The 23,438-nt window shown below is 67.5% G+C and carries 22 protein-coding genes; 14 read left to right on the forward strand and 8 right to left on the reverse strand.

Features of this window, described 5'->3' with window-relative positions:
• The first annotated feature begins 94 nt into the window (after positions 1–94).
• The 6 genes from htpX to rpsD all read left to right on the forward strand — a co-directional run bounded on the left by htpX (position 95) and on the right by rpsD (position 5,439).
• A complete protein-coding gene (gene htpX / locus TFU_RS05035) occupies positions 95–1,015 on the forward strand; it encodes a zinc metalloprotease HtpX (RefSeq protein WP_011291455.1) in 921 nt (306 codons plus the stop codon).
• 3 nt (positions 1,016–1,018) lie between these two features.
• Positions 1,019–1,639 (forward strand): PspA-associated protein PspAB, encoded by a 621-nt coding sequence (locus tag TFU_RS05040; RefSeq protein ID WP_011291456.1) that lies wholly within the window; start codon positions 1,019–1,021, stop codon positions 1,637–1,639.
• 48 nt (positions 1,640–1,687) lie between these two features.
• On the forward strand, positions 1,688–2,788 hold the full coding sequence (locus tag TFU_RS05045; RefSeq protein ID WP_016188455.1) for a glycerate kinase family protein: 1,101 nt from the start codon (positions 1,688–1,690) through the stop codon (positions 2,786–2,788).
• 207 nt (positions 2,789–2,995) lie between these two features.
• Positions 2,996–3,346: a HesB/IscA family protein gene (locus TFU_RS05050; protein WP_011291458.1), complete on the forward strand. Its 351-nt coding sequence runs from the start codon at positions 2,996–2,998 to the stop codon at positions 3,344–3,346.
• A gap of 162 nt (positions 3,347–3,508) precedes the next feature.
• Complete coding sequence (locus tag TFU_RS05055) at positions 3,509–4,483, forward strand: carbohydrate kinase family protein (RefSeq protein WP_011291459.1); 975 nt, start codon at positions 3,509–3,511, stop codon at positions 4,481–4,483.
• Positions 4,484–4,827: 344 nt separating this feature from the next.
• Positions 4,828–5,439 carry a 30S ribosomal protein S4 gene (gene rpsD / locus TFU_RS05060; RefSeq protein WP_011291460.1) on the forward strand — a complete coding sequence of 204 codons (612 nt, stop codon included), beginning with the start codon at positions 4,828–4,830 and terminating at the stop codon, positions 5,437–5,439.
• Between the two features lie 77 nt (positions 5,440–5,516).
• On the opposite strand, the gene TFU_RS05065 is transcribed toward rpsD, so the two are convergent.
• Positions 5,517–5,753, reverse strand: coding sequence for a sulfurtransferase TusA family protein (locus TFU_RS05065; protein WP_011291461.1), 237 nt, complete (start codon positions 5,751–5,753; stop codon positions 5,517–5,519).
• A gap of 429 nt (positions 5,754–6,182) precedes the next feature.
• Here TFU_RS05065 and coxB point away from each other — a divergent pair, with 429 nt between their 5' ends.
• From coxB to TFU_RS05085, 4 genes are all read left to right on the forward strand, one after another.
• A complete protein-coding gene (coxB, locus tag TFU_RS05070) occupies positions 6,183–7,001 on the forward strand; it encodes an aa3-type cytochrome oxidase subunit II (RefSeq protein ID WP_038043503.1) in 819 nt (272 codons plus the stop codon).
• Positions 7,002–8,693, forward strand: a complete 1,692-nt coding sequence (ctaD, locus tag TFU_RS05075) for an aa3-type cytochrome oxidase subunit I (protein WP_011291463.1) — start codon at positions 7,002–7,004, stop codon at positions 8,691–8,693. It begins immediately after the preceding gene.
• Positions 8,694–8,705: 12 nt separating this feature from the next.
• Complete coding sequence (locus TFU_RS05080) at positions 8,706–9,131, forward strand: cytochrome c oxidase subunit 4 (protein ID WP_011291464.1); 426 nt, start codon at positions 8,706–8,708, stop codon at positions 9,129–9,131.
• A gap of 256 nt (positions 9,132–9,387) precedes the next feature.
• Complete coding sequence (locus TFU_RS05085) at positions 9,388–10,695, forward strand: L,D-transpeptidase (RefSeq protein ID WP_016188459.1); 1,308 nt, start codon at positions 9,388–9,390, stop codon at positions 10,693–10,695.
• A 412-nt stretch (positions 10,696–11,107) separates the two neighbouring features.
• Here TFU_RS05085 and TFU_RS05090 read toward each other — a convergent pair whose 3' ends face one another.
• Genes TFU_RS05090 through TFU_RS05105 form a run of 4 tightly spaced genes read right to left on the reverse strand, consistent with a single transcriptional unit; the run spans position 11,108 to position 15,338 of the window.
• Positions 11,108–12,754 carry a cytochrome bc1 complex cytochrome b subunit gene (locus TFU_RS05090; RefSeq protein ID WP_011291466.1) on the reverse strand — a complete coding sequence of 549 codons (1,647 nt, stop codon included), beginning with the start codon at positions 12,752–12,754 and terminating at the stop codon, positions 11,108–11,110.
• A complete protein-coding gene (locus TFU_RS05095) occupies positions 12,754–13,851 on the reverse strand; it encodes a cytochrome bc1 complex Rieske iron-sulfur subunit (RefSeq protein WP_011291467.1) in 1,098 nt (365 codons plus the stop codon). The genes TFU_RS05090 and TFU_RS05095 overlap by 1 nt, the downstream gene beginning before the upstream one ends.
• Positions 13,844–14,767, reverse strand: coding sequence for a cytochrome bc1 complex diheme cytochrome c subunit (locus tag TFU_RS05100; protein ID WP_011291468.1), 924 nt, complete (start codon positions 14,765–14,767; stop codon positions 13,844–13,846). Before TFU_RS05100 ends, TFU_RS05095 begins: the two co-directional genes overlap by 8 nt.
• Before the next feature lie 16 nt (positions 14,768–14,783).
• The gene (locus TFU_RS05105) at positions 14,784–15,338 is read right to left on the reverse strand and encodes an aa3-type cytochrome oxidase subunit III (protein WP_255266128.1); all 555 of its coding nucleotides are present in this window, start codon (positions 15,336–15,338) and stop codon (positions 14,784–14,786) included.
• Positions 15,339–15,688: 350 nt separating this feature from the next.
• Here TFU_RS05105 and TFU_RS05110 point away from each other — a divergent pair, with 350 nt between their 5' ends.
• Positions 15,689–16,120 (forward strand): hypothetical protein, encoded by a 432-nt coding sequence (locus TFU_RS05110; RefSeq protein WP_011291470.1) that lies wholly within the window; start codon positions 15,689–15,691, stop codon positions 16,118–16,120.
• Positions 16,121–16,337: 217 nt separating this feature from the next.
• On the forward strand, positions 16,338–17,384 hold the full coding sequence (gene trpD / locus TFU_RS05115) for an anthranilate phosphoribosyltransferase (RefSeq protein ID WP_011291471.1): 1,047 nt from the start codon (positions 16,338–16,340) through the stop codon (positions 17,382–17,384).
• 64 nt (positions 17,385–17,448) lie between these two features.
• On the opposite strand, the gene TFU_RS05120 is transcribed toward trpD, so the two are convergent.
• The 3 genes from TFU_RS05120 to TFU_RS05130 all read right to left on the reverse strand — a co-directional run bounded on the left by TFU_RS05120 (position 17,449) and on the right by TFU_RS05130 (position 20,383).
• A complete protein-coding gene (locus TFU_RS05120) occupies positions 17,449–17,724 on the reverse strand; it encodes an Lrp/AsnC family transcriptional regulator (protein ID WP_011291472.1) in 276 nt (91 codons plus the stop codon).
• A 32-nt stretch (positions 17,725–17,756) separates the two neighbouring features.
• Entirely contained in the window at positions 17,757–18,536 is a 780-nt protein-coding gene (locus tag TFU_RS05125; protein ID WP_011291473.1) for a rhomboid family intramembrane serine protease, read from the reverse strand.
• A gap of 74 nt (positions 18,537–18,610) precedes the next feature.
• Positions 18,611–20,383, reverse strand: a complete 1,773-nt coding sequence (locus tag TFU_RS05130; protein WP_011291474.1) for a DEDD exonuclease domain-containing protein — start codon at positions 20,381–20,383, stop codon at positions 18,611–18,613.
• A 157-nt stretch (positions 20,384–20,540) separates the two neighbouring features.
• Here TFU_RS05130 and TFU_RS05135 point away from each other — a divergent pair, with 157 nt between their 5' ends.
• Positions 20,541–21,890, forward strand: a complete 1,350-nt coding sequence (locus TFU_RS05135; RefSeq protein ID WP_011291475.1) for an NYN domain-containing protein — start codon at positions 20,541–20,543, stop codon at positions 21,888–21,890.
• 225 nt (positions 21,891–22,115) lie between these two features.
• Positions 22,116–23,111, forward strand: coding sequence for a C40 family peptidase (locus tag TFU_RS05140; RefSeq protein ID WP_011291476.1), 996 nt, complete (start codon positions 22,116–22,118; stop codon positions 23,109–23,111).
• Positions 23,112–23,438 lie beyond the last annotated feature (327 nt).

Genomic DNA, 23,438 nt, shown 5'->3' on the forward strand with positions numbered 1-23,438 from the left:
TGTTTCGTTTCCGGCCCTCCGGTCAGTGGGCGTCCGGGGCCCTCCTGCCCGACCTCGTAGGGGTGTACCCGGACCCGATGGAAGGCGGTGTGACGTGGCACGCACCAGGTTTATCCCCGACCGAGGGCTCACCGTCCGCATGGCGACCACCATGGTCCTGCTGGCCCTCGTCTACGCGGCGTTCGTGGTAGCGCTGCTGTGGGCCGGCATGCCGTGGTGGCTCGTCCTCCTCGTCGTCGGGGGCGTGGCACTCGTCCAGTACTTCGCCTCCGACCGCATCGCCATGGCCGCGCTCGGCGCCCGCGAAGTCACGCCGCAGCAAGACCCCGAACTGCACGCGGTCGTCGACCGCCTGTGCGCCCTCGCGGACATGCCGAAACCGAAAGTCGCGGTCGCGCACACCGACGTGCCCAACGCATTCGCCACCGGGCACAGCCGGGGAAGCACCATGGTGTGCGTCACCACCGGGCTGCGGCGCCGGCTCGACAACGTCGAACTGGAAGCGGTGCTCGCCCACGAACTGTCCCACGTGGCGCACCGCGACGTAGCTGTGATGACCGTCGCCGCCTTCCTCGGTATCGTCGCGGGCTTCCTCGTCCAAGCTGGGACCCGGTTCGCGCTCCTCACCGGCGGCGGACGCAGCCGGGAAGGCGGGCCTGCGCCCGCGGTCATCGCGCTGCTCGTGGTCGTGATCAGCGCGATCGTGTGGGCGTTGAGCTTCCTGCTGACCCGCGCCCTCTCCCGCTACCGGGAGCTGTCAGCCGACCGCGCCGCCGCCTACCTGACCGCCCGGCCGTCCGCGCTGAGCAGCGCACTCGTCAAAATCAGCGGGGACATGGCCCGCATCCCCACCCAGGACTTGCGGCAGGTCGAACCGTTCAACGCGTTCTTCTTCACCCCCGCGCTGAGCGGGAAAGGCGTCAGCCTCAGCGCGCTCCTGTCCACCCACCCCCCGACCGAACAGCGGCTCGCGCAGCTCGCAGAGATCTCCCGACAGTTGGGAAGGGGAGCCTGAACCGTGGCCCGGCACCACCGACGGAGCCTCCGGCGGCGGATCACCGACCTGGTCGACACCCTGCTCGGCCGCACCCGGCCCCGCCGCGCCAACCTGGACCAGCTTTTCGCGCTGCCGTCCGCCGCGATCACCCTCCGCGTCGCCACCGGGCTGCGCCCCACCGGCCACGCCTCGGTCGCGTTCCGGCCCGCCGAAGGCGAAGCGTTCGCCACCGTGCAACAGGAGATCCTGGACCTGCTCAACACCGGCAGCGGGCCGACAACCGAAGTGCAGCGGGACGAGTACGGCTACACGTGGCTGGTAGTGCGCTCCCCCGCCAGCGAAGAAGGAGGAGGACTCACCGGCCTGGTCACCGACCTGCACGCGGTCAACTCCAGCCTGGAAAGCGCCGGGTTCGGGCCGTCCCTGCTGTGCTCGCTCGTAGTCTTCGCTGCCCCGGACGGGCGGCGCCTCGCCCTCGTCTACCTGTACAAGCGGGGAACGTTCTACCCCTTCGCCCCCAAAGGCGACCACGACCGGGACAACGCCCTCGAACTCCAGGTCAGCGCCGCACTCGAAGGGGAACTGGCCATGGAAATGGACAAGAGCCGCTGGTTCCCCGTCTACGGTGCGCCCGGCCTGTGACCGGCCCCGCTCCCGTGCTTGGCGAGCGCTTTCCGGCACACTACAGGGGTGCGTATCGTGATCGCTCCTGACAAGTTCGCTGGAACCCTCACCGCGGTCGAAGCAGCCGAAGCCATCGCAGACGGCTGGCGCTCCGTCGACCCGGACACCCACTGCACCCTGGTGCCGCTCTCCGACGGCGGCCCCGGATTCGTCGACGTGCTGCACACGGCGCTCGGCGGCACCCTCGTCGCCACCGAAGCCACCGGGCCGCTCGGCACCCCGGTGCAGGCCCGCTTCCTCCTCGTCGGACAGACCGCCTACGTGGAAAGCGCCCAAGCGTGCGGCCTCCACCTGCTGCCCGCTAAAGACCGCAACCCGGAAACCACCACCACCTACGGGGTAGGGGAGCTGATCGGCGCAGCCATCGACCGCGGCGCCACCACCGTCGTCGTCGGCCTGGGCGGCAGCGGCACCAACGACGGGGGAGCGGGCATGCTCGCCGCCCTCGGCGCTACGCCCGCCGAACCACTGCGGAGCGGCGGCGGTGCCCTCACCGGCCTAGACCGCGTCGACCTGGCCGCGGCCCGCGCCCGCGTCGCCGGCATCCGGCTCATTGCCGCCACCGACGTGGACAACCCGCTGCTCGGCGCCCACGGCGCCAGCGCCGTCTTCGGACCGCAGAAAGGCGCGGACGCCGCCCAAGTCCAGCGCCTGGACGCCGCGCTCGCCCACTTCGCGGACCTCACCGACCCGGAGACGACGCTGCGCGCCACGCCCGGAGCCGGGGCAGCCGGCGGGCTCGGCTACGGACTGCTGCTGCTCGGCGGCACCGTCGAATCCGGGGTGCGCAGAGTGCTGGGCGCGGTCGGCCTCGACACCCTCGTGGCCTCCGCCGACGCGGTCATCACCGGGGAAGGGTCCTTCGACTCCCAGTCCCTGCGCGGCAAACTCCCGCATGGGGTAGCGCAGACCGCGTCCCGGCACGGCGTGCCCTGCGTCGTCCTCGCCGGCCGGGTCGCCGTCGCGGAAGAAGAAGCCGCCGCGGCAGGCGTCACCGCAGCCCACTCCCTCGTCGAATCCGCGGGATCAGTGCAGGCCGCCCTGGAGCACTCCGCGCGGGAACTGCGCCGCCTCGCAGCCCGCGTCGCAGCGGACTGGCCGCGCTGACCTGCGGTAACGACCGTGATACAGGCAGCAGGCGGGAAGAAGAAAGACACGTCACAAGTGTTCCGGGATAGCGAGCGTCTCCCCGGAGCACCTACTCTGAAGAGTGCACTGCACAGGGAATGCTGCAACGAGCCCTGACGTTTGACGCGTCAGGAATCCTAAGGTCGCCCAAGGCGGCGGCCACCCCGTTTTGGAGGAGTTTCGCACATGACGGCTGAGACTGACGCCACCACGCAGGGGGTCACCCTCACTGACGCGGCGGTGGAGAAGGTCAAGTCGCTGCTGGCCCAGGAAGGCCGCGACGACCTGAGACTGCGTCTAGGAGTGGCGCCCGGAGGCTGCTCGGGACTGCGCTACCAGCTCTACTTCGACGAGCGCACGCTCGACGGAGACATCATCACCGACCACAACGGGGTCGAGCTCGCCGTCGACCGCTACAGCATGCCCTACCTCATGGGCGCCACCATCGACTTCGTGGACACGATCGAGAAGCAGGGCTTCACGATCGACAACCCGAGCGCGCAGAACTCCTGCGCCTGCGGTGACTCCTTCCACTGATGGGTCACTCCCCGCACACCTCGCCGTGAAGGCTACGGGCCCGCCCCACCCCCGTGGGTGAGCGGGCCCTTTCGCTGTTCTGCGGCTTACCGCACTCTTCGAGCGGGGTGGATACAGTTGTGCCGTCTGTAACCCGTTTCTGACTCCGAGGAGTCCGTCGCTGTGCGCATCGCGGTCACCGGATCCATCGCTACCGACCACCTGATGACCTTCGAAGGCCGGTTCGCCGACCAGCTCATCGCCGACCAGCTCACCCAGGTCTCCCTGTCCTTCCTCGTCGACGAACTGGAAGTACGCCGGGGAGGGGTCGCCGCCAACATCAGCTTCGGCCTGGGCTGTCTCGGACTGAACCCGATCCTGGTCGGCGCGGTCGGCGCGGACTTCGCCGACTACGCCGCCTGGCTGGAACGCCACGGTGTCGACACGTCCGGGGTGCACGTCTCCGAGATGCGGCACACCGCCCGGTTCGTGTGCACCACCGACCGGGACCACAACCAGATCGCCTCCTTCTACGCGGGAGCGATGGCCGAGGCGCGCAACATCGAACTGTGGCCGCTCGCCCAGCGCCTCGGCGGCATCGACCTGGTCGTCGTGGGAGCCAACGACCCGGAGGCGATGATCCGGCACAGCGAAGAATGCCGGGTGCGCGGGATCAACTTCGCTGCCGACCCCTCCCAGCAGCTTGCCCGCATGGAAGGGCCGGAAGTGCGCTCCCTGGTCGAAGGCGCCCAATACCTTTTTGCCAACGAGTACGAAAAAGCGCTGACCGAGCAGAAGACCGGGTGGAGCGACGCGGAAGTGCTCGCCCGCGTAGGCACCCGGGTGACCACCCTGGGCGCCAAGGGGGTGCGCATCGACCAGGCCGGAGAACCCAGTCTCCACATCCCCGCCGCCCACGTCTCGGAGGCAGTCGACCCCACCGGTGCGGGCGACGCGTTCCGCGCCGGATTCCTCGCCGCCCTCTCCTGGGGGCTGGACCTGGACCGCTGCGCCCAGGTCGGCAACGCCACCGCTGCCCACTGCCTGGAAGTGAGCGGCCCGCAAGAATACCGGCTGACCAAGGAAAGCCTGCTGGAGCGGATGGCCCGCTCCTACGGCGACGACGCAGCGGCCGAGGTCGCCGACCGCATGTCCTGACCCGGCGGGACGGCTGTGCCCGGGAAGCGAACCGCCGCGACAGCCCCGCGGTTGGTCAGCGCACCTTCCGAAGGCGCGTAGAGTAGATACCCGACCCTCGTGTCCGGGCATCTCGGTGGTGACCTGTTTCTGGTCCACGCGCTCGGCATGAAGCAGCCCGGGCGCTGAGACGCGTGCCGGGATCTCTACGCCACGCCGCCGCGTGCGGGGTCATCGCGGCGGTAGGGAACAGCCCCGTCCCGCAGGAGACGGGCAGGGCCGTCGAACGACGCCTCCCAGAACTAGGCGAGCCTTACCTGGGATTCCCACCTTTGTGTGAGAACTGAACACTGTGGAGGACTTGAATGCGCTACACCGGACCGAAGGTACGGTTGTCCCGGCGCGCTGGCGTTCCCTTGACCCGTAAGGCGGTCAAGTACTTCGAGAAGCGTCCTTACCCGCCCGGTGAGCACGGCCGTCGGGTGCGCCGCTCTACCAGCGACTACGCCGTCCGTCAGGCGGAGAAGCAGAAGCTGCGCTGGTACTACGACCTTTCCGAGAAGCAGCTGGCCCGCGTCTACGAGAACGCGAAGAAGCGTCCGGGCCGTACCGGCGAGGAGATGATCGCCGAGCTCGAGCTGCGGCTGGCCACCGTGCTGCTGCGGGCGGGCTTCGCCGCCTCCATCTACGCGGCCCGCCAGTTCATCAACCACGGCCACATCACCGTGGACGGCAAGAAGGTGGACATCCCCTCCTACCAGGTCAAGCCTGGCCAGATCGTCAGCGTGCGGGAGAAGTCGCGCAAGCTGGTCCCGTTCATCGAGGCCGCCGAGGGCGTGCACGCCGACGAGAAGATCGCCAGCTACCTGGCGGTCAGCCACAAGGACCTGACCATCGCCGTGGTGGACCGGCCCAAGCGCGAGCAGGTGCCGGTTCCCTTCGACGAGCAGCTCGTCGTCGAGTACTACGCCCGCTGATCCAGCTTGGGCACTGGGGCCGCACCTCTGCACGGCACGGGGTGCGGCCCTCGCCGTGGCAAGGGCGCCCGTCCTCGTCAGTACATGCGCTGCACGTGGAAGGCGCTCCCCCTGCTCAACGGGACCTCGCGCAGGAACGTGTGCCGCTTCATCCGACACCACGCCGGAATGTCGGTCCGTGCCGCTGGATCATCGGCGGTGACCGCGATCACTGATCCAATCGGCACTTCCCGTAGACGGTTTGCGAGCATGATGATCGGCACCGGGCACTTGCGGCCGATCGCGTCGATGGTCAGCAGCGGCTGCTCCGACACGGGGCTTCTCCTTGTCTGACGAAGGTGTGTCCTAATCTTTACCCCGACGGGTCGCTAAGAGGTACCCGGTGAAGCGCCTCGTGATCACGGCGATAATCTCGGCTTAGCCAGTCCTGCGGTTCCAGGGGCCGCCAAGGTTACGGTCAAGGGCTAAGCCCGCACAACGGACGTTGTGCAACACGCTGACCAGCGGTCCCCGGAGAAGGGACGCTGGAGCGTCGCGATAATGTTTCCGCTTGACAGGCTTTTTTGGCATAGGACCCGCCCGCACACAGTGCGGCATCACCGCTGGGAAGGCAATCCGTGAGTCCGACCCGCCATAGGAATCGGCGCCACGCGCTGCGCCGATGGGCACCACGCGGCGCCGTGCTCGCCGCGCTGGCTGTGGCCGCGACCGGCTGCGCGTCGAACGAGTTCACTCGTCTGGGGCTGCCGGAGCCGATCACTGAGCAGGCAGAGCGTGTCGTCACGCTCTGGCAGGGCTCGTGGGTGGCGGCGTTCGCGGTCGGCATTCTCGTCTGGGGGCTGATCATCTGGTCGGTGATCGCCTATCGGAAGCGCTCTGAGCAGCTGCCGCCTCAGGTGCGCTACAACATGCCCATCGAGGCGCTCTACACCGTTCTGCCCATCATCGTCGTCTCGGTGCTGTTCTACTTCACGGCCCGAGACCAGACCTACCTGCTGGAGACCGACGAGCCCGCTGACGTCTACGTCGACGTGAACGCGTTCCAGTGGAGCTGGCAGTTCACCTACGAAGACGAGCTCGACGTCAACGGCAATCCTGTCTCTGTCGCCGGGGTCCCGTCCACCAGCAAGGACGAACTTCCTGTCCTGGTGCTGCCGAGCGACAGCGTTGTGCACTTCGACCTGGAGGCTCCGGACGTCATCCACTCGTTCTGGATCCCCGCGTTCGCGTTCAAGCTGGACGTCATCCCGGGACACCCGAACGAGTTCCAGGTCAAGATCAAACCCGGCGTTGAGGGAGACTACGAGGGCCGGTGTGCAGAGCTGTGCGGTTACGACCACTCGCGTATGCTCTTCACCCTCCGCGTAGTCACTCCTGAGGAGTACCGGGCGTGGATCGAGGAGCAGAAGGCCAACCCCCAGGAGCTGCCCGCGGTTCCCGACCTTGAGGAGGAGGCTCCTGCTCCCAACCCGGGCCCGGCCACGGCCACCCAGGACTCCTCCGACACCGCGGCCACGGCTGACGATGCCGCGACCACGGCTGAAGAAGAGGATGGTCAGTAGATGACGACGACGGTTGAGACTCCGACGGCGACCGTCCGGGCATCCGCCACAGCTCGGCGGGCCACCCCGGGCTCGAAAATCGTCAGCTGGCTGACGACAACCGATCACAAGGTGATCGGGTACATGTACCTGATCACCTCGTTCGCATTCTTCCTGCTCGCCGGTGTCATGGCGCTGCTGATCCGGGCCGAGTTGATGTACCCGGGCATGCAGCTGATGAACAACGAGACCTACAACCAGTTGTTCACCATGCACGGCACGATCATGCTGTTCCTGTTCGCGACGCCGCTGTTCGTCGGGTTCGGGAACGTGCTGCTGCCGCTGCAGATCGGGTCACCCGACGTGGCCTTTCCCCGGCTCAACCTGTTCGGGTACTACCTGTTCCTGTTCGGCGGCCTGATCGTGGTAGCCGGGTTCATCACGCCCGGCGGTGCGGCGAGCTTCGGCTGGTTCTCCTACGTGCCGCTCTCGGATGCGGTCCGTTCCCCGGGGCTCGGTGGCGACCTGTGGATCATGGGTCTGGCCATCAGCGGTCTGAGCACCATCCTCGGCTCGGTGAACTTCATCACCACGGTCGTGTGCATGCGCGCCCCCGGTATGACCATGTTCCGCATGCCGATCTTCACGTGGAACGTGGTGCTCACCAGCGTGCTCGTGCTGCTGGCCTTCCCGGTGCTCACCGGTGCCTTCGCCGGGCTGGCGGCTGACCGCATCATCGGTGCGCAGATCTTCAACCCCGAGCACGGCGGGCCGATCCTCTACCAGCACCTGTTCTGGTTCTTCGGCCACCCGGAGGTCTACATCATCGCGCTGCCGTTCTTCGGCATCGTCACCGAGATCCTCCCGGTGTTCAGCCGCAAGCCGATCTTCGGCTACAAGAGCCTGATCGGCGCCACCATCGCGATCGCGGGACTCTCCATCACGGTGTGGGCGCACCACATGTTCCCCACCGGCGCGGTGCTGCTGCCGTTCTTCTCCTTCATGACCTTCCTCATCGCGGTGCCGACCGGCGTGAAGTTCTTCAACTGGATCGGCACCATGTGGCGCGGCCAGCTCACCTTCGAGACGCCGATGCTGTTCTCCATCGGCTTCATGACCACCTTCCTGTTCGGTGGCCTCACCGGTGTGATCCTGGCCTCCCCGCCGCTGGACTTCCACGTCACCGACTCGTACTTCGTGGTGGCCCACTTCCACTACACGGTGTTCGGCACCGTGGTGTTCGCGATGTTCGCGGGCTTCTACTTCTGGTGGCCGAAGTTCACCGGCAAGATGCTCAACGAGAAGCTGGGCAAGCTCCACTTCTGGACGCTGTTCTTCGGCTTCCACGGCACCTTCCTCATCCAGCACTGGCTGGGCGCGGAAGGCATGCCGCGCCGCTACGCGGACTACCTGCCGGCGGACGGCTTCACGCTGCTCAACCAGATCTCCACGGTCTCGTCCTTCGTCCTCGGTGCGTCCACCCTGTTCTTCCTGTGGAACGTCTGGACGACCGCGAAGAACGCTCCGAAGGTGACCGTGGACGACCCGTGGGGCTACGGCTGCTCGCTGGAGTGGGCGACCTCCTGCCCGCCGCCGCGGCACAACTTCGTCTCGCTGCCGCGGATCCGCTCTGAGCGGCCCGCCTTCGACCTGCACCACCCGTACGCGGCGACCCCCGCGGTCGCTGAGCCGGCCACGGCGAGCACGAAGTAGAAAAGGAGCACCATGCGAGTTCAAGCACTCCTGTTCATGGGTGTTTCCAGCTTCTTCGGCGCGGTCGCCGTGATCTACGCCCTGGGAAGCTGGTACCTCACCGGCCAGGTGGAGTGGACCGGTACAGTCACGCTCGCCATTGCCATCGGCTTTGGGTGGATGGTCGGCTTCTGGCTGCTCATGGCAGCCCGGCGCAGCGAGCACTACCACGGCCTGCCGCCGGAGGAACGGCTTGATGCGGAAATCGAGGAGGGGGCCGGCGAGTACGGCTTCTTCAGCCCGCACAGCTGGTGGCCGCTGTTCGTCGCCATGGCAGTGGCGTTCACCGCTGTGGGCGTTGCGGTCGGCTGGTGGATGACCGCGATCGGCCTCCTCGCGATCATGCTCACCGTCATCGGCTGGGTCTTCGAGTACTACCGCGGAGAATTCCAGCACTAGACCGATTCCAGAACAAAACAGGGCGGCGCTTCCTTCGCGGAACGCCGCCCTTTCGATATCTTTCTGATCACGGGCCACGTACGTGTCGAAATTGTGACACGTAACGACGGCCCTTTTTGCTTTTTTCCTTAAACTTTCCGGCCGGGCAACGCGTCCTACCACGGCAGAACCATGTTTAACCGGACGAGATCAGACACTGGAGGTCGCACGAGTGGAGGGTAGAGCAATCCAGGCGGCTCGCCGTCTTGGGGTTGGAGTGACGGCGGCAAGCCTCCTCTTCACCGTGGCGTGCTCCGGTACAGAAGAGGCCAGTGGGGTCCGCAACGAGTCACCCACCGCAGAACTCACCATTGTTCCCGCGAACGGGGAAACCGAGGTCAGGCCAGACACTCCCATTACGGTGACCGCGACCCGGGGAACCATTGAGGATGTCCAGGTCATTCAGACCCCTCTCCCCGAGGAGGGATCTGAGGCCTCAGCTTCTCCCGAGGCGGAGAACACTGCTTCCGACGAGTCGGAAGAAGGCCCGTCCGAGGTTGACACGATCACCGGCACCCTGAACGAGGACAAGACCGAGTGGGTCAGCGACTGGACGCTGATCCCCGGCAGCACGGTCACCGTAGTGGCCAAGGGGAAGAGCCCGGAAGGGGACGTCACCGAGTTCACCAGCGAGTTCACCACGCTCGCGGCTACTCCCGGCAAGCGGCTGGAGATCCAGTCGAACTTCCCGGTCAGCGGGGACGTCGTCGGTGTGGGCATGCCGGTCATCATCAACTTCGACCTGCCTGTGGAGAACAAGGCTGCGGTTGAGGCGGCTCTCGAAGTGATCTCGGAAAAACCCACCCAGGGAGCGTGGAACTGGTTCGGCGACCAGACCGTCGTGTTCCGCACCGAAGAGTACTGGGAGCCCTACCAGAAAGTGACCGTCAACATGCGCTTGGCGGGCGTGCAGGCCGCCGAGGGCGTCTACGGGGTCAAGAACTACCAGCTCAACTTTGAGGTGGGCCGGTCGCAGATCAGCGAGGTGGACAACGACACCCACCGGATGATCGTCACCCGGGATGGGGAGCAGATCAAAGACTTCCCCATCAGCAACGGCAAGGGCACAACCCGGGCCTACACCACCACGTCGGGCATCCACCTGACCATGGAGAAGTACCAGCACCTGGTCATGGACTCCTCCACCGTCGGTATTCCGCCAGGACACCCTGACTACTACCGGGTGGACGTCAACTACGCGGTACGTTTCTCCAACAGTGGCGAGTTCACCCACGCCGCACCGTGGAACGGTTCGCTTGGGCAGGCCAATCTCAGCCACGGGTGCATCAACATGAGCACCGAGGACGCCCGGTGGTTCTACGAGAACTCCTACATGGGCGACCCGCTGATCGTCGTCGGCACCGACCGGGAACTGGAAGTCGACAACGGCTGGGGCTACTGGCAGCGCTCCTGGGAGGAGTGGCTGGCCAACAGCACCCTCGGTGAGCCGGACCGCACCGACGAACCCGGCTCGCCGGGCCGTCCCCACGGCACGATCGGAGAGCAGGCCGAAGCTGCAGAGTAAGCAGGAGTCGGCTGCACCGCCACACGGCGAAGGCCCCCGCACCGCTGGGCGGGGGCCTTTCTCGTGCCAGAAGGTGCGCAAGCGTCTCAGTCGGGCACAGCGGGCGTATTCCCCCTTCCCCCTGCCGAAACCTCAGGGAAGGCCTGGCGCGTCGGGAAAAGCGATCCTGGGCGCGTTAACGCGGTCCTGCGGTCAGGCGGCCGCTGGTGCGGGCCGCCCAGGGGCCTGCCCCGGCCTGCCCACGGCAACCCCAGGGTGCGCCCTCTCGTCGCTGCGCGGCCATCCCCGGCCACTGCCCACACCACAGCGCGCCCTTCCCGCCGCGCTCCAGGCGTGCTGCGCGCACAAGAGAAGGCCCGACAGGGAAACCCCTGCCGGGCCTTCAGCCGGTCTGTGGGCGGCGTAACGCCGGTCAGTGCTGTCCGGCCTTCTCCTCGGTGCGCTGCTCGCCGTGCAAGGCGGAGTGCGGCACCACGTCCTCGAAGGACACGTTGTCCTTCGTGTACCAGTGGGCCAGCCGGATCCGGAGCTTGCCGAGGAAGCCGCGGGCAGCGGGAGACTCCACCCCGTTGGCGTCCACGGTCGGCGGCACCGTCCGGAAGCCCTGGTACTTGGCGCTCTGCAGCACCTCGACCGTCTCCGGCGAGGACTCCTTGTGGACCTCGATGAACTCACCACCGGGGAGCTGCGTAATGGTGCCGCTCTCGTAACCGTGCTCCAAGGTCGCACGGTCCCGACGCTGCAAACCAAGGCAGATCCGCTTGGTGATGATGAACGCCAGGATCGGACCCACGATCAAGGCGATCCGGAAGATCCACGTGGTCGCAAACAGGCTGATCTGGAACGTGTGCGACAGGATGTCGTTCGAACCAGCCAGCCAGAGCACACCGTAGAAGGTGATGCCGGCGGCGCCCAGGCCGGTGCGGACCGGGACGTTGCGCGGCCGGTCGGCGATGTTGTGCGCCCGCTTGTCCCCGGTGATCCACGCCTCCAGGAACGGGTAGATCGCCAGACCGCCGAAGAGCAGGCCCATGAAGCCGAGGCCAGGGACCAGCACGCCGGTCACGACCGCGTACCCGCCGATGTCGAAGTCGAACCAGTCGGGGAACAGGCGGAGCGACCCCTCCAGGAAGCCCATGTACCAGTCAGGCTGGAGACCCGAGGTAATGGACGTCGGAGTGAACGGGCCGAACAGGTGGATCGGGTTGATCTGAACGAACGCGCTCAGACCCGTGATGGCCGCGAACGTGAAGAAGAAGAACCCGCCTGCCTTGAGCGCGAAGCCTGGGAACATCGGCGTACCGATGACCTGCTTCTCGGTCCTGCGCGGTCCTGGGTACTGGGTGTGCTTCTGGTACCACAGGATGATGAAGTGCGCTGCGATCAGCGCCAGCAGGATGCCCGGCAGCAGCAGGATGTGCAGCATGTACAGGCGAGGAATGATCGCCTCGCCGGGGAACTCACCGCCGAACATGAAGAACGACAGGTAAGTCCCGATCACCGGGATCGCGAGCAGCACACCCTGGAAGATGCGGACACCCATGCCGGACGGTAGGTCGTCAGGCAGCGAGTAGCCGAACAGGCCCTCGACGATCGCGATCGAGAAGATCGCCACGCCGATGAGCCAGTTGATCTCGCGCGGCTTGCGGAACGCCCCGGTGAAGAACACCCGCAGCATGTGGACGACCAGCGAAGCCACGAAGATCAGCGCTGCCCAGTGGTGGATCTGCCGGACCAGCAGACCACCGCGCACGTCGAAGGTGATGTGCAGGGTCGAGGCGTACGCCTCGCTCATCTCCACCCCGCGGAGGCGCTCGTACGAGCCCTCGTAGACGGTGTGCGACATGCTGGGGTTGAACCACAGCGTGAGGAACACACCGGTGAGCAGCAGGATGATGAACGAGTACAGCGCGATCTCGCCCAGCATGAACGACCAGTGGTTCGGGAAGACCTTGCGCAGGTTCTTCTCCGCGGTCTTGGCGAGATGGAAGCGGTCGTCGATGTAGTTGCCGATGCCGCGCAGCGCCTTAGGCGCCTGTGGTGCCTGGTTGTCGCTCATCAGTCCTCAACTCCAGCGTCCCAGAAGGTGGGGCCGACCGGGGCGGAGAAGTCTCCGGCCGCGACGAGGTAGCCCTCCTCGTCGACCCTGATGGGCAGTTGCGGCAGAGGCCGGTGCGCCGGGCCGAACACCACTGCTGCGCCGTTCGCGGCGTCGAACGTGGACTGGTGGCACGGGCACAGGATCCTGTGCGTGGTCTGCTCGTACAGAGCGGCCGGACATCCCACGTGGGTGCAGACCTTGGAGTAGGCGACGATGCCGTCGTGGGTCCACTCCAACTGCTGCTGGGACATCCCCGGACCGAAGTCCTTCGGGTCCATCTTGATCAGGATGGTGACCGCCTCGGCCTGGTCGTTCATGCTCAGACCGTGCTCGGGGTCGTCAGGCTCGGGCAACACCGAGATCATGCTGCCCGGGACAAGGTCCTCAGCCCGGATGCGCCGGTTCGTACCCTCGACAACCAGGTAGGTGCCGTCGCGCCAGATGGTGCGCTTGAGCTTGTCGCCAGGGAGCGGACCCATGTCGCGCAGCAGCACGACCGGGGCCAGTCCCAGCGGCACCATGGCCAGCAGCAGGGTGCGCCGCAGCAGCGGGCGCTTCAGAATACCGCTCTCCTGGGCGCCCCGCATGAAGAACTCACTGAAGGAGCTCTTCTCCTCCTCCGACGAAGGAAGTTCGTCGTAGGGGGAGGAGACCTCGTAGTGCGGCAGGACTCGGCGGACCCACACGGTCATGCCCGCGCCGATGCTGAACAGCGCCAGCGCGAGCGTTCCGCCGAGCAGCATGTTCGCCCACTGGGCGGTTTCCGGGTCAGCGATCGAGGGTGTGCCGTCGCTGTTTGCCGGGAACATGAAGTAACTGACGAAGAACCCGATGCCCGCGAGGAACGCGACGAGGAACCACAGCGAAGCCATCCGCTCCCCTCGCCGCTGCACCTCCTCTGGACGGACATGGGTCTCTTCAGCCGGGTACGGACCCTCGTGCCGGCGGTGCGGGGCATCTTCGGCAGTGGCCAACGTGGCACCCTCGCTCGTGGGGGTGCCGATGACCCGTTCCCGGGACTTATCGGCGTCGTTGTGGTTGGTGTTGTCAGTCATGGGCTCGCTGCTTCGCGGTGATCCAGATCGCGCACGCCACGATCAGGCTGATGCCGATAGTCCAGCCGATGAACCCCTCGGCCACCTGGCCGACCCGGTCCAGGGAGAAGGGGCCACCAGCGTTCGGCTCGTCTTGCAGATTCTTGACGAACGAGATCAGTGCCTGCTTGTCCTCCGGGCTGATGGTGTCGTCGTTGAACACCGGCATAGCACCGGGGCCGACGATCATCGCCTCGTAGATGTCCCGCGGAGAGGCCTCGTCGAGTTCCGGAGCCCAGCGACCGTCGGTGAGCGCACCACCGGCACCCGACCAACTGTGGCAGTGTGCGCAGTTGGTCAAGTACAGCCGCATACCGGTCTCGACATCGCCGCCGCCGACATAGGCGGCGTAGTTCTTCTCGTATTCGGCCAGCGCCGCCTCGTACTCGGCGTCGGAGCCGAACTCTCCGCGCTGCGGTGCGTCGCCGGGAACGTCGTACGGGATGCCCGGACCGCCACCGAACGCGCTCTCCACGTAAGCCGCGAGGTCCGCGATCTCCTGGTCGGAGTAGACCTGCGGCCGGCGGGGCATCTGGACGTTGGGGTCAGCGGACGGCATACGGCCGGTACGGACGTAGAAGTCCACGGCCGCGGCGCCGACGCCCTCCAGGCTGGGCCCCCAGGCAACGGCACTGCCCGTCTCTTCCTTCGTGCGGCCCTTGCCGTCTTCGCCGTGGCAGCTCATGCAGCTCTGCGTGTAGATCTGCTTGCCGTTGGCGATGTCGACCTCGCCTTGCTCGGCAGCCACGGTGTCAGCCACGGCGTGGTTAGAGGTGGGCGAGATGAAGGCGTAGCCCACCCCGAGAAAGGCCAGCGCAACGATGACGACGACATACCCCGCCAGGGGATGCCGTCGTCGCGCGGTAATCCATTTCACGGTTTCCCCGTTCGGGTCACTGGAGTAGGTAGATGGACGCAAACAGACCGACCCAGACGACGTCGACGAAGTGCCAGTAGTAGGACACAACGATCGCGCTCGTCGCCTGCTGGTGAGTAAAGCGCTTCGCGGCGTACGTGCGTCCCAGCACGAGCAGGAACGCGAACAGGCCGCCGAGGACGTGGAGACCGTGGAACCCCGTGGTCAAGAAGAACATCGAGCCGTAGGCGCTGGAACGCATCGTCAGCCCCTCGTGCACGATGAGCTCGTAGTACTCGTACCCCTGGCCGATGATGAAGATCGCGCCGAGGAGGAACGAGATGAAGAACCACTTGCGGAGCTTCTTGACGTCACCACGTTCCGCGGCCCACACGCCGAACTGCGCGGTGAAGCTCGAAGCCACCAGAATAGTCGTAATGGTCGTGGACAGCACGATGTTGAGATGCGCGTCTGGCCACGGCCCGAGGTCGGGGTTGCCCTTGGTCACTGATCGGATGGTGAAGTACATCGCGAACAGCGACGCAAAGAACATGAGCTCGTTGGCCAGCCACACCATGGTGCCAACGCTCACCAGATCAGGACGCTTGGCAGCGCCATGCACTGGTGTCGGTCCTATCTCTTGATTCGCGGTTACTGTCGCCACGCAAGCATTATCGCGGTATCTGACAGGGGGTGTTCCCCGACCCCCCGTAACGGGGTCAAGAAGCGGGTGTCTGCCGGTCAAGGCGCTGAACTCGTTCTACTCGGCGGGGCCCCGCCGGAGCGGCCGGAGCAGCGAGACCGCCCCCCGTTTTCGGTCCGACCCTATCGGTTCGGTCAAGGTATCCAATAGAGACTAGAGAGAGGCGGCACCCCGTCGTCACCAGCACCACGAGGGATAGGCTCGCACAGAGCACCCCGGCCAGTGTAAGGACGGTAACCATGGCGAACACCGGAACCGACAAGTCGGCGTTGATGCGCGTCCTCGTTTACAGCCACGACGCCTCCGTCCGCGAGCAGGTACGCCTCGCAATCGGCCGCCGACCCGCGGCCGACCTGCCCAAGGTCGAGATCGTCGAGTGCGCCACCGCGCCTGCGGTCCTCAAGCGCCTTGAAGAGACCAAGGTGGACGTGGCCATCTTCGACGGCGAGGCCCGGCCCGCCGGAGGGATGGGACTGTGCCGGCAGGTCAAGGACGAGATCTTCGAGTGCCCGCCGGTCCTGCTCATCGTCGGCCGCCGTGACGACGGGTGGCTTGCCGCCTGGTCGCGTGCGGACAAGGTCGTCAGCCATCCCATCGACCCCATCGCCCTGGCCGAGTCCCTGGCCGAGCTGATGCGCGAACGCCTCCGTCAGCTCGCCATCACCCAGTAGGCCCGGAAGAAGCGGGTAACAGCGACCGTGTCACTCGCCAGCGCCGCCGCGGAACCCCGCGGCGGCCGGTTCCTCCGGCCCTTCGCTGACGCACTGCGTCATGGGGCGGACACCGCCCGATGGCGTCGCCTGCCGCGCCCGGCCACCACACCCGGCGCCCTGTGCTCCGAAGTGTCCGTCCCCCACCGGTGAAAGCAAGGAAGCAAGGAATCCTCACGTGAGTGAACGAACCTGGTCCCACCTGATCAGCGCACTGCTGAACGGCACCTCTCTGACGGCCGACGACACCAAGTGGGCAATGAACGAGATCATGTCCGGTTCGGCCACCGACGCCCAGATCGCGGGGTTCGCGATCGCGCTGCGCGCCAAGGGCGAAAGCGTCGCTGAGGTGCGGGGTCTGGCCCAGGGCATGCTCGACCACGCGGTGACGATCTCCGTCCCCGGCGCCACCCTCGACATCGTAGGAACCGGCGGCGACCGCGCACACACGGTCAACGTCTCCACCATGGCCTCGATCGTCGCCTCGGCTGCCGGGGCGCGGGTGGTCAAGCACGGCAACCGGGCAGCCTCCTCCTCGTGCGGCACCGCCGACGTGCTGGAACGGCTGGGCGTGATCATCGACCTGGACCCCGCGGACGCGGTCGCGGTGGCCGAAGAGGTCGACATCACCTTCTGCTTCGCGCCGCTCTACCACCCCTCGCTGAAGTACGCGGCCAAGCCGCGGCGCGAGCTCGCCGTGCCCACCGTCTTCAACTTCCTGGGACCGCTGACCAACCCGGCCCGGCCCACCGCCTCCGCGATCGGCGTCTTCGACCGGAACATGTGCGAGATCATGGCCGGGGTCTTCGCCGAGCGCGGTGTGAACGCCCTCGTGTTCCGCGGCGACGACGGGCTGGACGAGCTCACCACCACGACGACCTCGTCGGTGTGGATCGTCGCCGACGGCTCTGTCCGCTACGAGCAACTGGACCCGGCAGACCTGGGCATTCCGCGGGCCACCCCGGAAGCGCTGCGCGGCGGAGACGTCGAGTTCAACGCCCGCGTCGTCCGCGAGTTCCTGGACGGCCGCCCCGGCCCGGTGCGGGACGCGGTCCTGCTCAACGCGGCTGCGGCGCTCGCCGCCGCCGAGGGGGTCACCGGATCCCTCATCGAAACCCTGCGCGCCCAGTACCAGCGGGCTGCGGAAGCCGTGGACAGCGGCGCGGCCAAAGCGAAACTGGACGCGTGGGTGGAGAGCAGCCAGGCCCGAGCCAAGCAGCTCTGACCGGTTTTCCGGACACATTCCGGCCGCGGTCCGCCCGCGCGGGGCAGGCCGCGGCCGACCGCCGCTACAGGCCCAGCGAGAACGCAGCCTCCAAGTCGTGCTGCGAATAGGTGTGGAACGCGATGTGGGTGTCGGAGGAGAGCACCCCGGGCACCTTGTTGATCCGGTTGGGGATCACCTCAGCCAGCTCGTGGTGTTCCCGCACCCGCACAATCGCGATCAGGTCGATCTCCCCGGTGACCGAGTAGACCTCGCTCACCCCCTCCAAGTCAGCGATCGTCTTCGCGACTTCGGGAATGCGGCCGACGTCGACTTTGAGCATCACGATCGCGGTGATCACGTGTCCTCCTCAGGGATGACAGCCCGACGGCCCTAGTGCACGTCGGACAGGCGGGCGCCCGCTCCCCAGCGGACGCGGTAGACGAGCAGCCCCACAACCAGGCCGGTGAGGAAGCCGTAGACGTGTGCGGCGTAGGCGACGCCACCGTCCTGCCACTCGTTCGGAGACAGTCGGCTGCTCAGGTAGAGCAGGTAGTCCAGCGCGAAAAAAGTAGCGACCAGCACCCAACCCGGCAGCCGCACCGGGAGGATACCGAAGAGCAGAGTCGTCACCCTACTGCGGAACTGCACCACAAGATAGGTGCCGAGCACCCCGGAGATCGCCCCCGAGGCCCCCACCATCGGCACCGCAGCCGGGCCTTCCGCCAGCGAGAACCCGTAGCACGCCGCCACCCCGGTGCCCAGGTAGATGAGCGGGTAGCGGAACCTGCCGAGCCGGTCCTCCACGCACGGGCCGAACACGAACAGGTACACCATGTTCCCCGTCAAGTGGAAGGCGTCCGCGTGCAGGAACATCGACGTCACCGCGGACAGGCCCGGCCAGATCACCGTCGAGGGGAGCGGGCAGGGCGTGAAAGCGGCCGCCTGCTCAGCGGTGAGCCGCGTCCCGGTGAGCAGCGCGGCGGGGAAAGCGGCCCACCGCAGCAGGTACTCCTCGATCGCGCAGCCCCGGGACTCCGGCGCCCCGTACCAGACGGCCAGCAGTGACATGGGGGACAGCAGGTAGACGGCCACGTTCACGGCGATCAGCGTGTAGGTGACCACAGGGACCCGGCGTACCGGATAGTCGTCGCTGAGTGGAATGCCTGCCATTGCCCCCGTGTCCTGCTTTCTGCGGAACTCCTGTGGTGGTCCAAGTCTGTCAGTATTGCCGGGGAGCTCCGGATCTATGCCGGCGTATGCCGGTAGATCCACTGCCGGTAGCGTTCCGCGCCGCCGACGGGGGAGACCCACGACCCCTCCACCTCCAGCAGCCGGACGTCGGGCGCCTCCAACCAGCGCAGCAGACACTCGGTCTCCGCGGCGTCCGCGCGCGGCAGCGCACCCGCAGGGGGCGGCACGCTCTCCGCGGTGCGCACCAGGGTGCGCAGCAGCGTGTGCGGATCAGCACCGGGACGGAGGCGGGCGCTGCCCGCCAGGCGGCCGTACCGCACCACGCACACCTCCCAGTCCGCCCCCGCAGGCCGGGCCGCCACCAGGTGCGGGACCGCGCTGAGAGCCCGCACCCGCTGCGTGCGCACCGCAGCCGCCAGGAACGCCGACAGCCGGTCCCGGTGAAGGGCCGCCTCCTCGTAGCGCAGCTCGCGGGCGAGCGTGTCGATCCGCGCAGTGAGGGCCGCCACCACCGCGGACACGTCACCAGTCATCGCCTGGGCCACGGCCTGGACGTGCGCGGCGTACTCGGCGGCCGACTGGGCTCCGGTGCACGGCGCCCCGCAGCGGCCCATCTCCGCCAGCGCGCAGGCCGCATCGGGGCGGGGCGGGGTGATGCGGTGCGTGCACTGGCGCACGGGGAACGCCTGGTGGAGGGCGTCCCGGGCTAGCAGGGCCGTCCGGGAACTGGAGAACGGCCCGAGGGCGCCCAGGTAGTTGTCGCCCACCTGCCGCACGACGGCCAGGCGCGGGAACTCTTCCGCGGTGATGACCAGCCAGGGGGCGCGCTCCGGGTGCCGGGACCGCCGGTTGTAGGGCGGTTTGCGCGCGGCGATCAGCCGCAGCTCCCGGACTTCGGCTTCCACGGCCGTGGCGCACACGATCGGCTGCACGCGGACGGCCCGGCCCACCATCTCCTTGATCCGCCCGCGCTGTTCCGCGGCGGTGAAATAGGACCGCACCCGGGCCCGCAGGTTGACGCTTTTCCCCACATACAGCGGGTCGCCGGAGGCGTCTTCGAAAACGTAGACGCCGGGCGCTTCCGGAATCCCGTCGGCCAGGTGGCGTTTGCTGCGCTGCCCGGAAGTGACAGGGCTGCGGAATGCGCGCAGCTCCTCCCATGTGTCCACACCGCGGGCACGGAGCCGCCCCACCAGGCCGCGCAGCACGTCCGCGGTGGCGCGGGCGTCGTCGAGCGCCCGGTGGGCGGGCGGGTGGGCACCGAAGACCCGGGCGAGCGTGTCGAGCCGGTGATTGCGGACCTCGCCGCGCGGGACGAGGCGGCGGGCGAGCTGCAGCGTGTCCAGCACCGCGGGGGAGGGCCAGGGGATCCCGTGCCGGGCACACGCGGCTTTGAGGAAACGCACGTCGAACGGGGCGTTGTGCGCGACCAGCACGGTGCCGGGACGGAACCCGGCGAAGTCCAGGAACGCGGAGAGCGCCGCCGCAGGCGAGGGCGCGGACTCCACCATGGCCGTGGTGATCCCGGTGAGCAGGGTGATCGACGCGGGCACAGGGGCGTGCGGGTTCACCAGGGTGGTGAACTCGTCCAGGACCTGTCCGTCGCGGAGACGCACCGCCCCGACCTCGATCAGCGCTGCCGTCGCCGGGTGGGTGCCGGTGGTCTCCACGTCGACCACCACGAACGTCACGTCCGTGAGGGGGCGGCCCAGGTCGTCGAAAGACCCCTGGACCAGGTCCTTGGGTACTGTCACCCCGCCAGGGTACGGCCCGGCCAGCGGTGGAGGGCCGCCGAGGAGCGGCACACGGTTTTCCCAGAAGAGCATGGAAAGATGGGGAAGACTGCCCGGAGCGCCGCGGTAGCCGGCGGGGACGCCCAGGTGTGATCGCGGCCGGGAGGGGCAGTCACACCGGCAGCAGCATAAGGAGGGAACAGACTGTGTGGGCGGCGACGGCGTCACCCGGAGACGATGGGGCACCGTCATGACAGACGATTCCGGGAATGCTGAGGAACGCGGACCGGAGCACGCGGACGACGAGACCTTGGACCGGCCGCTCCCCGAAGCGGTGCGCACCCGAGTCATCGAATACGGGGCCGAGATCCTCGGCATGATGCTCCCGACGGAGATCCCGCCGAGGCTGCGGAGGATCGCCAAGTTCGAACCGCGCCGTCGAGCGCGCCTGGCCGGACCTGACATCGCTGCGCAACTCGAGGCTGACGCAGAGTTCCGTTCCCGCGTCGCTGAGCGGATGCGGCAGGCGTGGCCGTCTCTCGTTGCGGAGCTTGACCAGGGGGAGCTGCCCCCCGCCGTGGACCCGGTCATCGCCGGGGCCGTCCTCTACGTGCTGCGGCCCCCAGGGTGGGCGGCAACCGTCCAGCAGATCCACGACGAACTGGAGCGCGAAGCCCGGGCCAAAGCCGCGGACGACACCGCGGAAACCCTCGTCGAACTGCAGACCAAACTGGACGAGATCAAAACCCAGCACCGCCAGGAAGTCCTCCGGCTCCGCGCGGAGCTGCGGGAGCACAAAGCGGAGATCGCGGAGCTGCGCCGCAAGCTCCACCACGAGCGCCAGCGCGCCAAAGAAGCGGTCCGCGGCGCAGAGCGTTCCATCGCCGAAGCCCAGGAGCACAGTGACGCCGCCGCGGCCCGGCTGCACGCCGTCGAAGCGGAGAACCGGAGGTTACGCAACCGGCTCGCTGCCGCGGAAGCCCAAGTGGAGAACGCCCGCCGGGCGGCCCGCGCGGCGCGCGGCGCCGAAGAAGCCCGCCTGCGGGTGCTGTTAGACGTGCTCCAAGAAGCCGCGCAAGGACTGCGCCGCGAACTGGCCTTGCCCGCGTCGATCACGCTCCCCGCCGACCTCGTGGCCGCCGAAGCGCGGTCAGGCACCGCGGAGATGCCGGGGCAGGGCCTGCCGGACGACGACCCCAAGTTCATCGACCAACTGCTGACGATCCCGCGGATCCACCTGCTCGTCGACGGCTACAACGTCACCAAGACCGGCTACGGTGACCGGCCGCTCGCTGACCAGCGCGCCAAGCTGCTCGCCGGTCTGGAAGGGCTCGCGTCCCAGACCAAAGCCGAGATCACGTGCGTGTTCGACGGCGCGGAAATCGACTCCCCGATCGCGCTGGTGAATTCCCGTCGGGTCCGCGTGCTGTTCAGCAGTCCCGGGGAGACCGCCGACGAATTGATCATCCGGCTGGTGCGGGCCGAACCGGAAGGGCGGCCCGTGGCCGTGGTCACCTCGGATAAAGAGATCATTGCGGCGGTACGGCGGGAAAAAGCGCGGACCGTCGCGTCCCCCCTGCTCCTCCGCCGTTTGGAATGAACGGTGCTGAGCTGGGAGAAGACGCCTGTGTCGAAAGTGGCAATTCTCTGCCACGGTTGAGCGGGTGGAAACTGGTCCGCTAAGTTCTCTAACCGGGGTCGTGGCTGTGCGCCCGTCCGGTGCTGCCGACTCCACACAACTTCCCTCGCGTCGTACCCCCCGACGCACCCCCCACGTCACCTAACCCCTCACGGTGAACCAGATTTAAGGAGCGTGTACCGCGCCATGACTAGTCAAGGTGGACGGCGCGCGGCTCGTCGAATCGCGACCGGACTTGGTTTCGTAGCGGCAAGCAGCCTCGTGCTGCCTCATGGGACCGCGCATGCTGAGCCGACCAAAGAAGAGGTCGAAGCCAAGCTCGAAGAACTCCACGAAGAGGCCAGCGCCCTCGTCGACGAGTACAACGCGGCCAAAGAGGAATACGACGCTGCCAAGGAAAAGGTCGAAGAGCTCGAAAAGCAGCTCGGGGACGAGGAGGAGCGCTACGAGGAGCTGCGGGAGAAGGTCTCCAGCTTCGCCAGCGCCGCCTACATGTCCCCCGACCTGGAGGCGGTGACGACGATCCTCTCCGTGGAGGACCCGGCGGACATCCTGGAGCAGTCCGCGGACCTCAGCTACCTCTCCGAGACCCAGCGGGCGGAACTTGAGGAGTTCTCCAACTCTTCCGAGCGGTTGATCCAGCTCAAGGAGGAGAACGAGGAGCTGCTCAAGGAAGCCGAGGAGAAGAAGGAAGAGGTCGAGAAGAAGCAGAAGGAAGTCGAAGAGAAGATCGAAGAGCAGGAGGCCCTGCTCGCCCAGTTCCCGGATGCCGACCCGCTCACCTCGGGCTCCAGCTCGACTGGCGGCACGTACACCGGTCCTGCTTCCGGCAACGCCCGCACCGCTCTCGACTTCGCCTATGCCCAGCTCGGCAAGCCCTACATCTGGGGCGGGACCGGTCCGGATGGCTACGACTGCTCCGGGCTGACCATGCGCGCCTGGGGTGCGGCCGGGGTGAGCCTGCCGCGCACCACGTACGCGCAGGCCACCGTCGGCACCCGGGTCAGCTACAACAGCATGCAGCCGGGCGACCTCGTCTTCTTCTACCCCGAGCTGAGTCACGTGGGACTGTACGTGGGCAACGGGCAGATGATCCACGCCCCCAGCTCGGGACGGACCATCGAGGTGGTCTCCCTTTCCGGCTACTGGAGCCAGCACTTCCAGTTCGCGGTGCGCCCGTAGCCCGCTCACGAGGGGAGCGGAACGGGGGTTCCCCTGGGGGAACGGGACGGCCGTGCCCGCACGGGCAGAGCTGCGGTCCCGTGGGGTGAACCGCCGTCACCGGGCGCCGCGCACCGGTCGTTGCCTGGGGGTGGCGGCACGTGCCGCCACCCCCAGGTGTTTTTCCGAGGGCTGCTCCCCGGCGGCAGGCTGTGTGCTGTCCCGCTGGCCCAGCCCGCCACGACGGGGCCGGAACGGACGGCGGCCCGGGAGCGGTGCGCGCTTGGCCCTGGCTTGGCCGTGGCGTGGCGTCCGCATGGCCGTGACTATTCCAGCCTGATCCGGGCC

The sequence above is a fragment of the Thermobifida fusca YX genome (genome assembly GCF_000012405.1).
Taxonomy (GTDB): Bacteria; Actinomycetota; Actinomycetes; order Streptosporangiales; family Streptosporangiaceae; genus Thermobifida; species Thermobifida fusca.

Excerpts from the sequence above, each read along its gene's own strand:
- ctaD (WP_011291463.1), top strand. The coding sequence starts at position 7,002 with ATGACGACGACGGTTGAGACTCCGACGGCGACCGTCCGGGCATCCGCC.
- TFU_RS05130 (WP_011291474.1), bottom strand. The coding sequence starts at position 20,383 with ATGCTCTTCTGGGAAAACCGTGTGCCGCTCCTCGGCGGCCCTCCACCG.
- TFU_RS05140 (WP_011291476.1), top strand. The coding sequence starts at position 22,116 with ATGACTAGTCAAGGTGGACGGCGCGCGGCTCGTCGAATCGCGACCGGA.
- TFU_RS05135 (WP_011291475.1), top strand. The coding sequence starts at position 20,541 with ATGACAGACGATTCCGGGAATGCTGAGGAACGCGGACCGGAGCACGCG.
- TFU_RS05090 (WP_011291466.1), bottom strand. The coding sequence starts at position 12,754 with ATGAGCGACAACCAGGCACCACAGGCGCCTAAGGCGCTGCGCGGCATC.
- TFU_RS05125 (WP_011291473.1), bottom strand. The coding sequence starts at position 18,536 with ATGGCAGGCATTCCACTCAGCGACGACTATCCGGTACGCCGGGTCCCT.
- TFU_RS05110 (WP_011291470.1), top strand. The coding sequence starts at position 15,689 with ATGGCGAACACCGGAACCGACAAGTCGGCGTTGATGCGCGTCCTCGTT.
- TFU_RS05050 (WP_011291458.1), top strand. The coding sequence starts at position 2,996 with ATGACGGCTGAGACTGACGCCACCACGCAGGGGGTCACCCTCACTGAC.
- TFU_RS05095 (WP_011291467.1), bottom strand. The coding sequence starts at position 13,851 with ATGACTGACAACACCAACCACAACGACGCCGATAAGTCCCGGGAACGG.
- TFU_RS05080 (WP_011291464.1), top strand. The coding sequence starts at position 8,706 with ATGCGAGTTCAAGCACTCCTGTTCATGGGTGTTTCCAGCTTCTTCGGC.
- rpsD (WP_011291460.1), top strand. The coding sequence starts at position 4,828 with ATGCGCTACACCGGACCGAAGGTACGGTTGTCCCGGCGCGCTGGCGTT.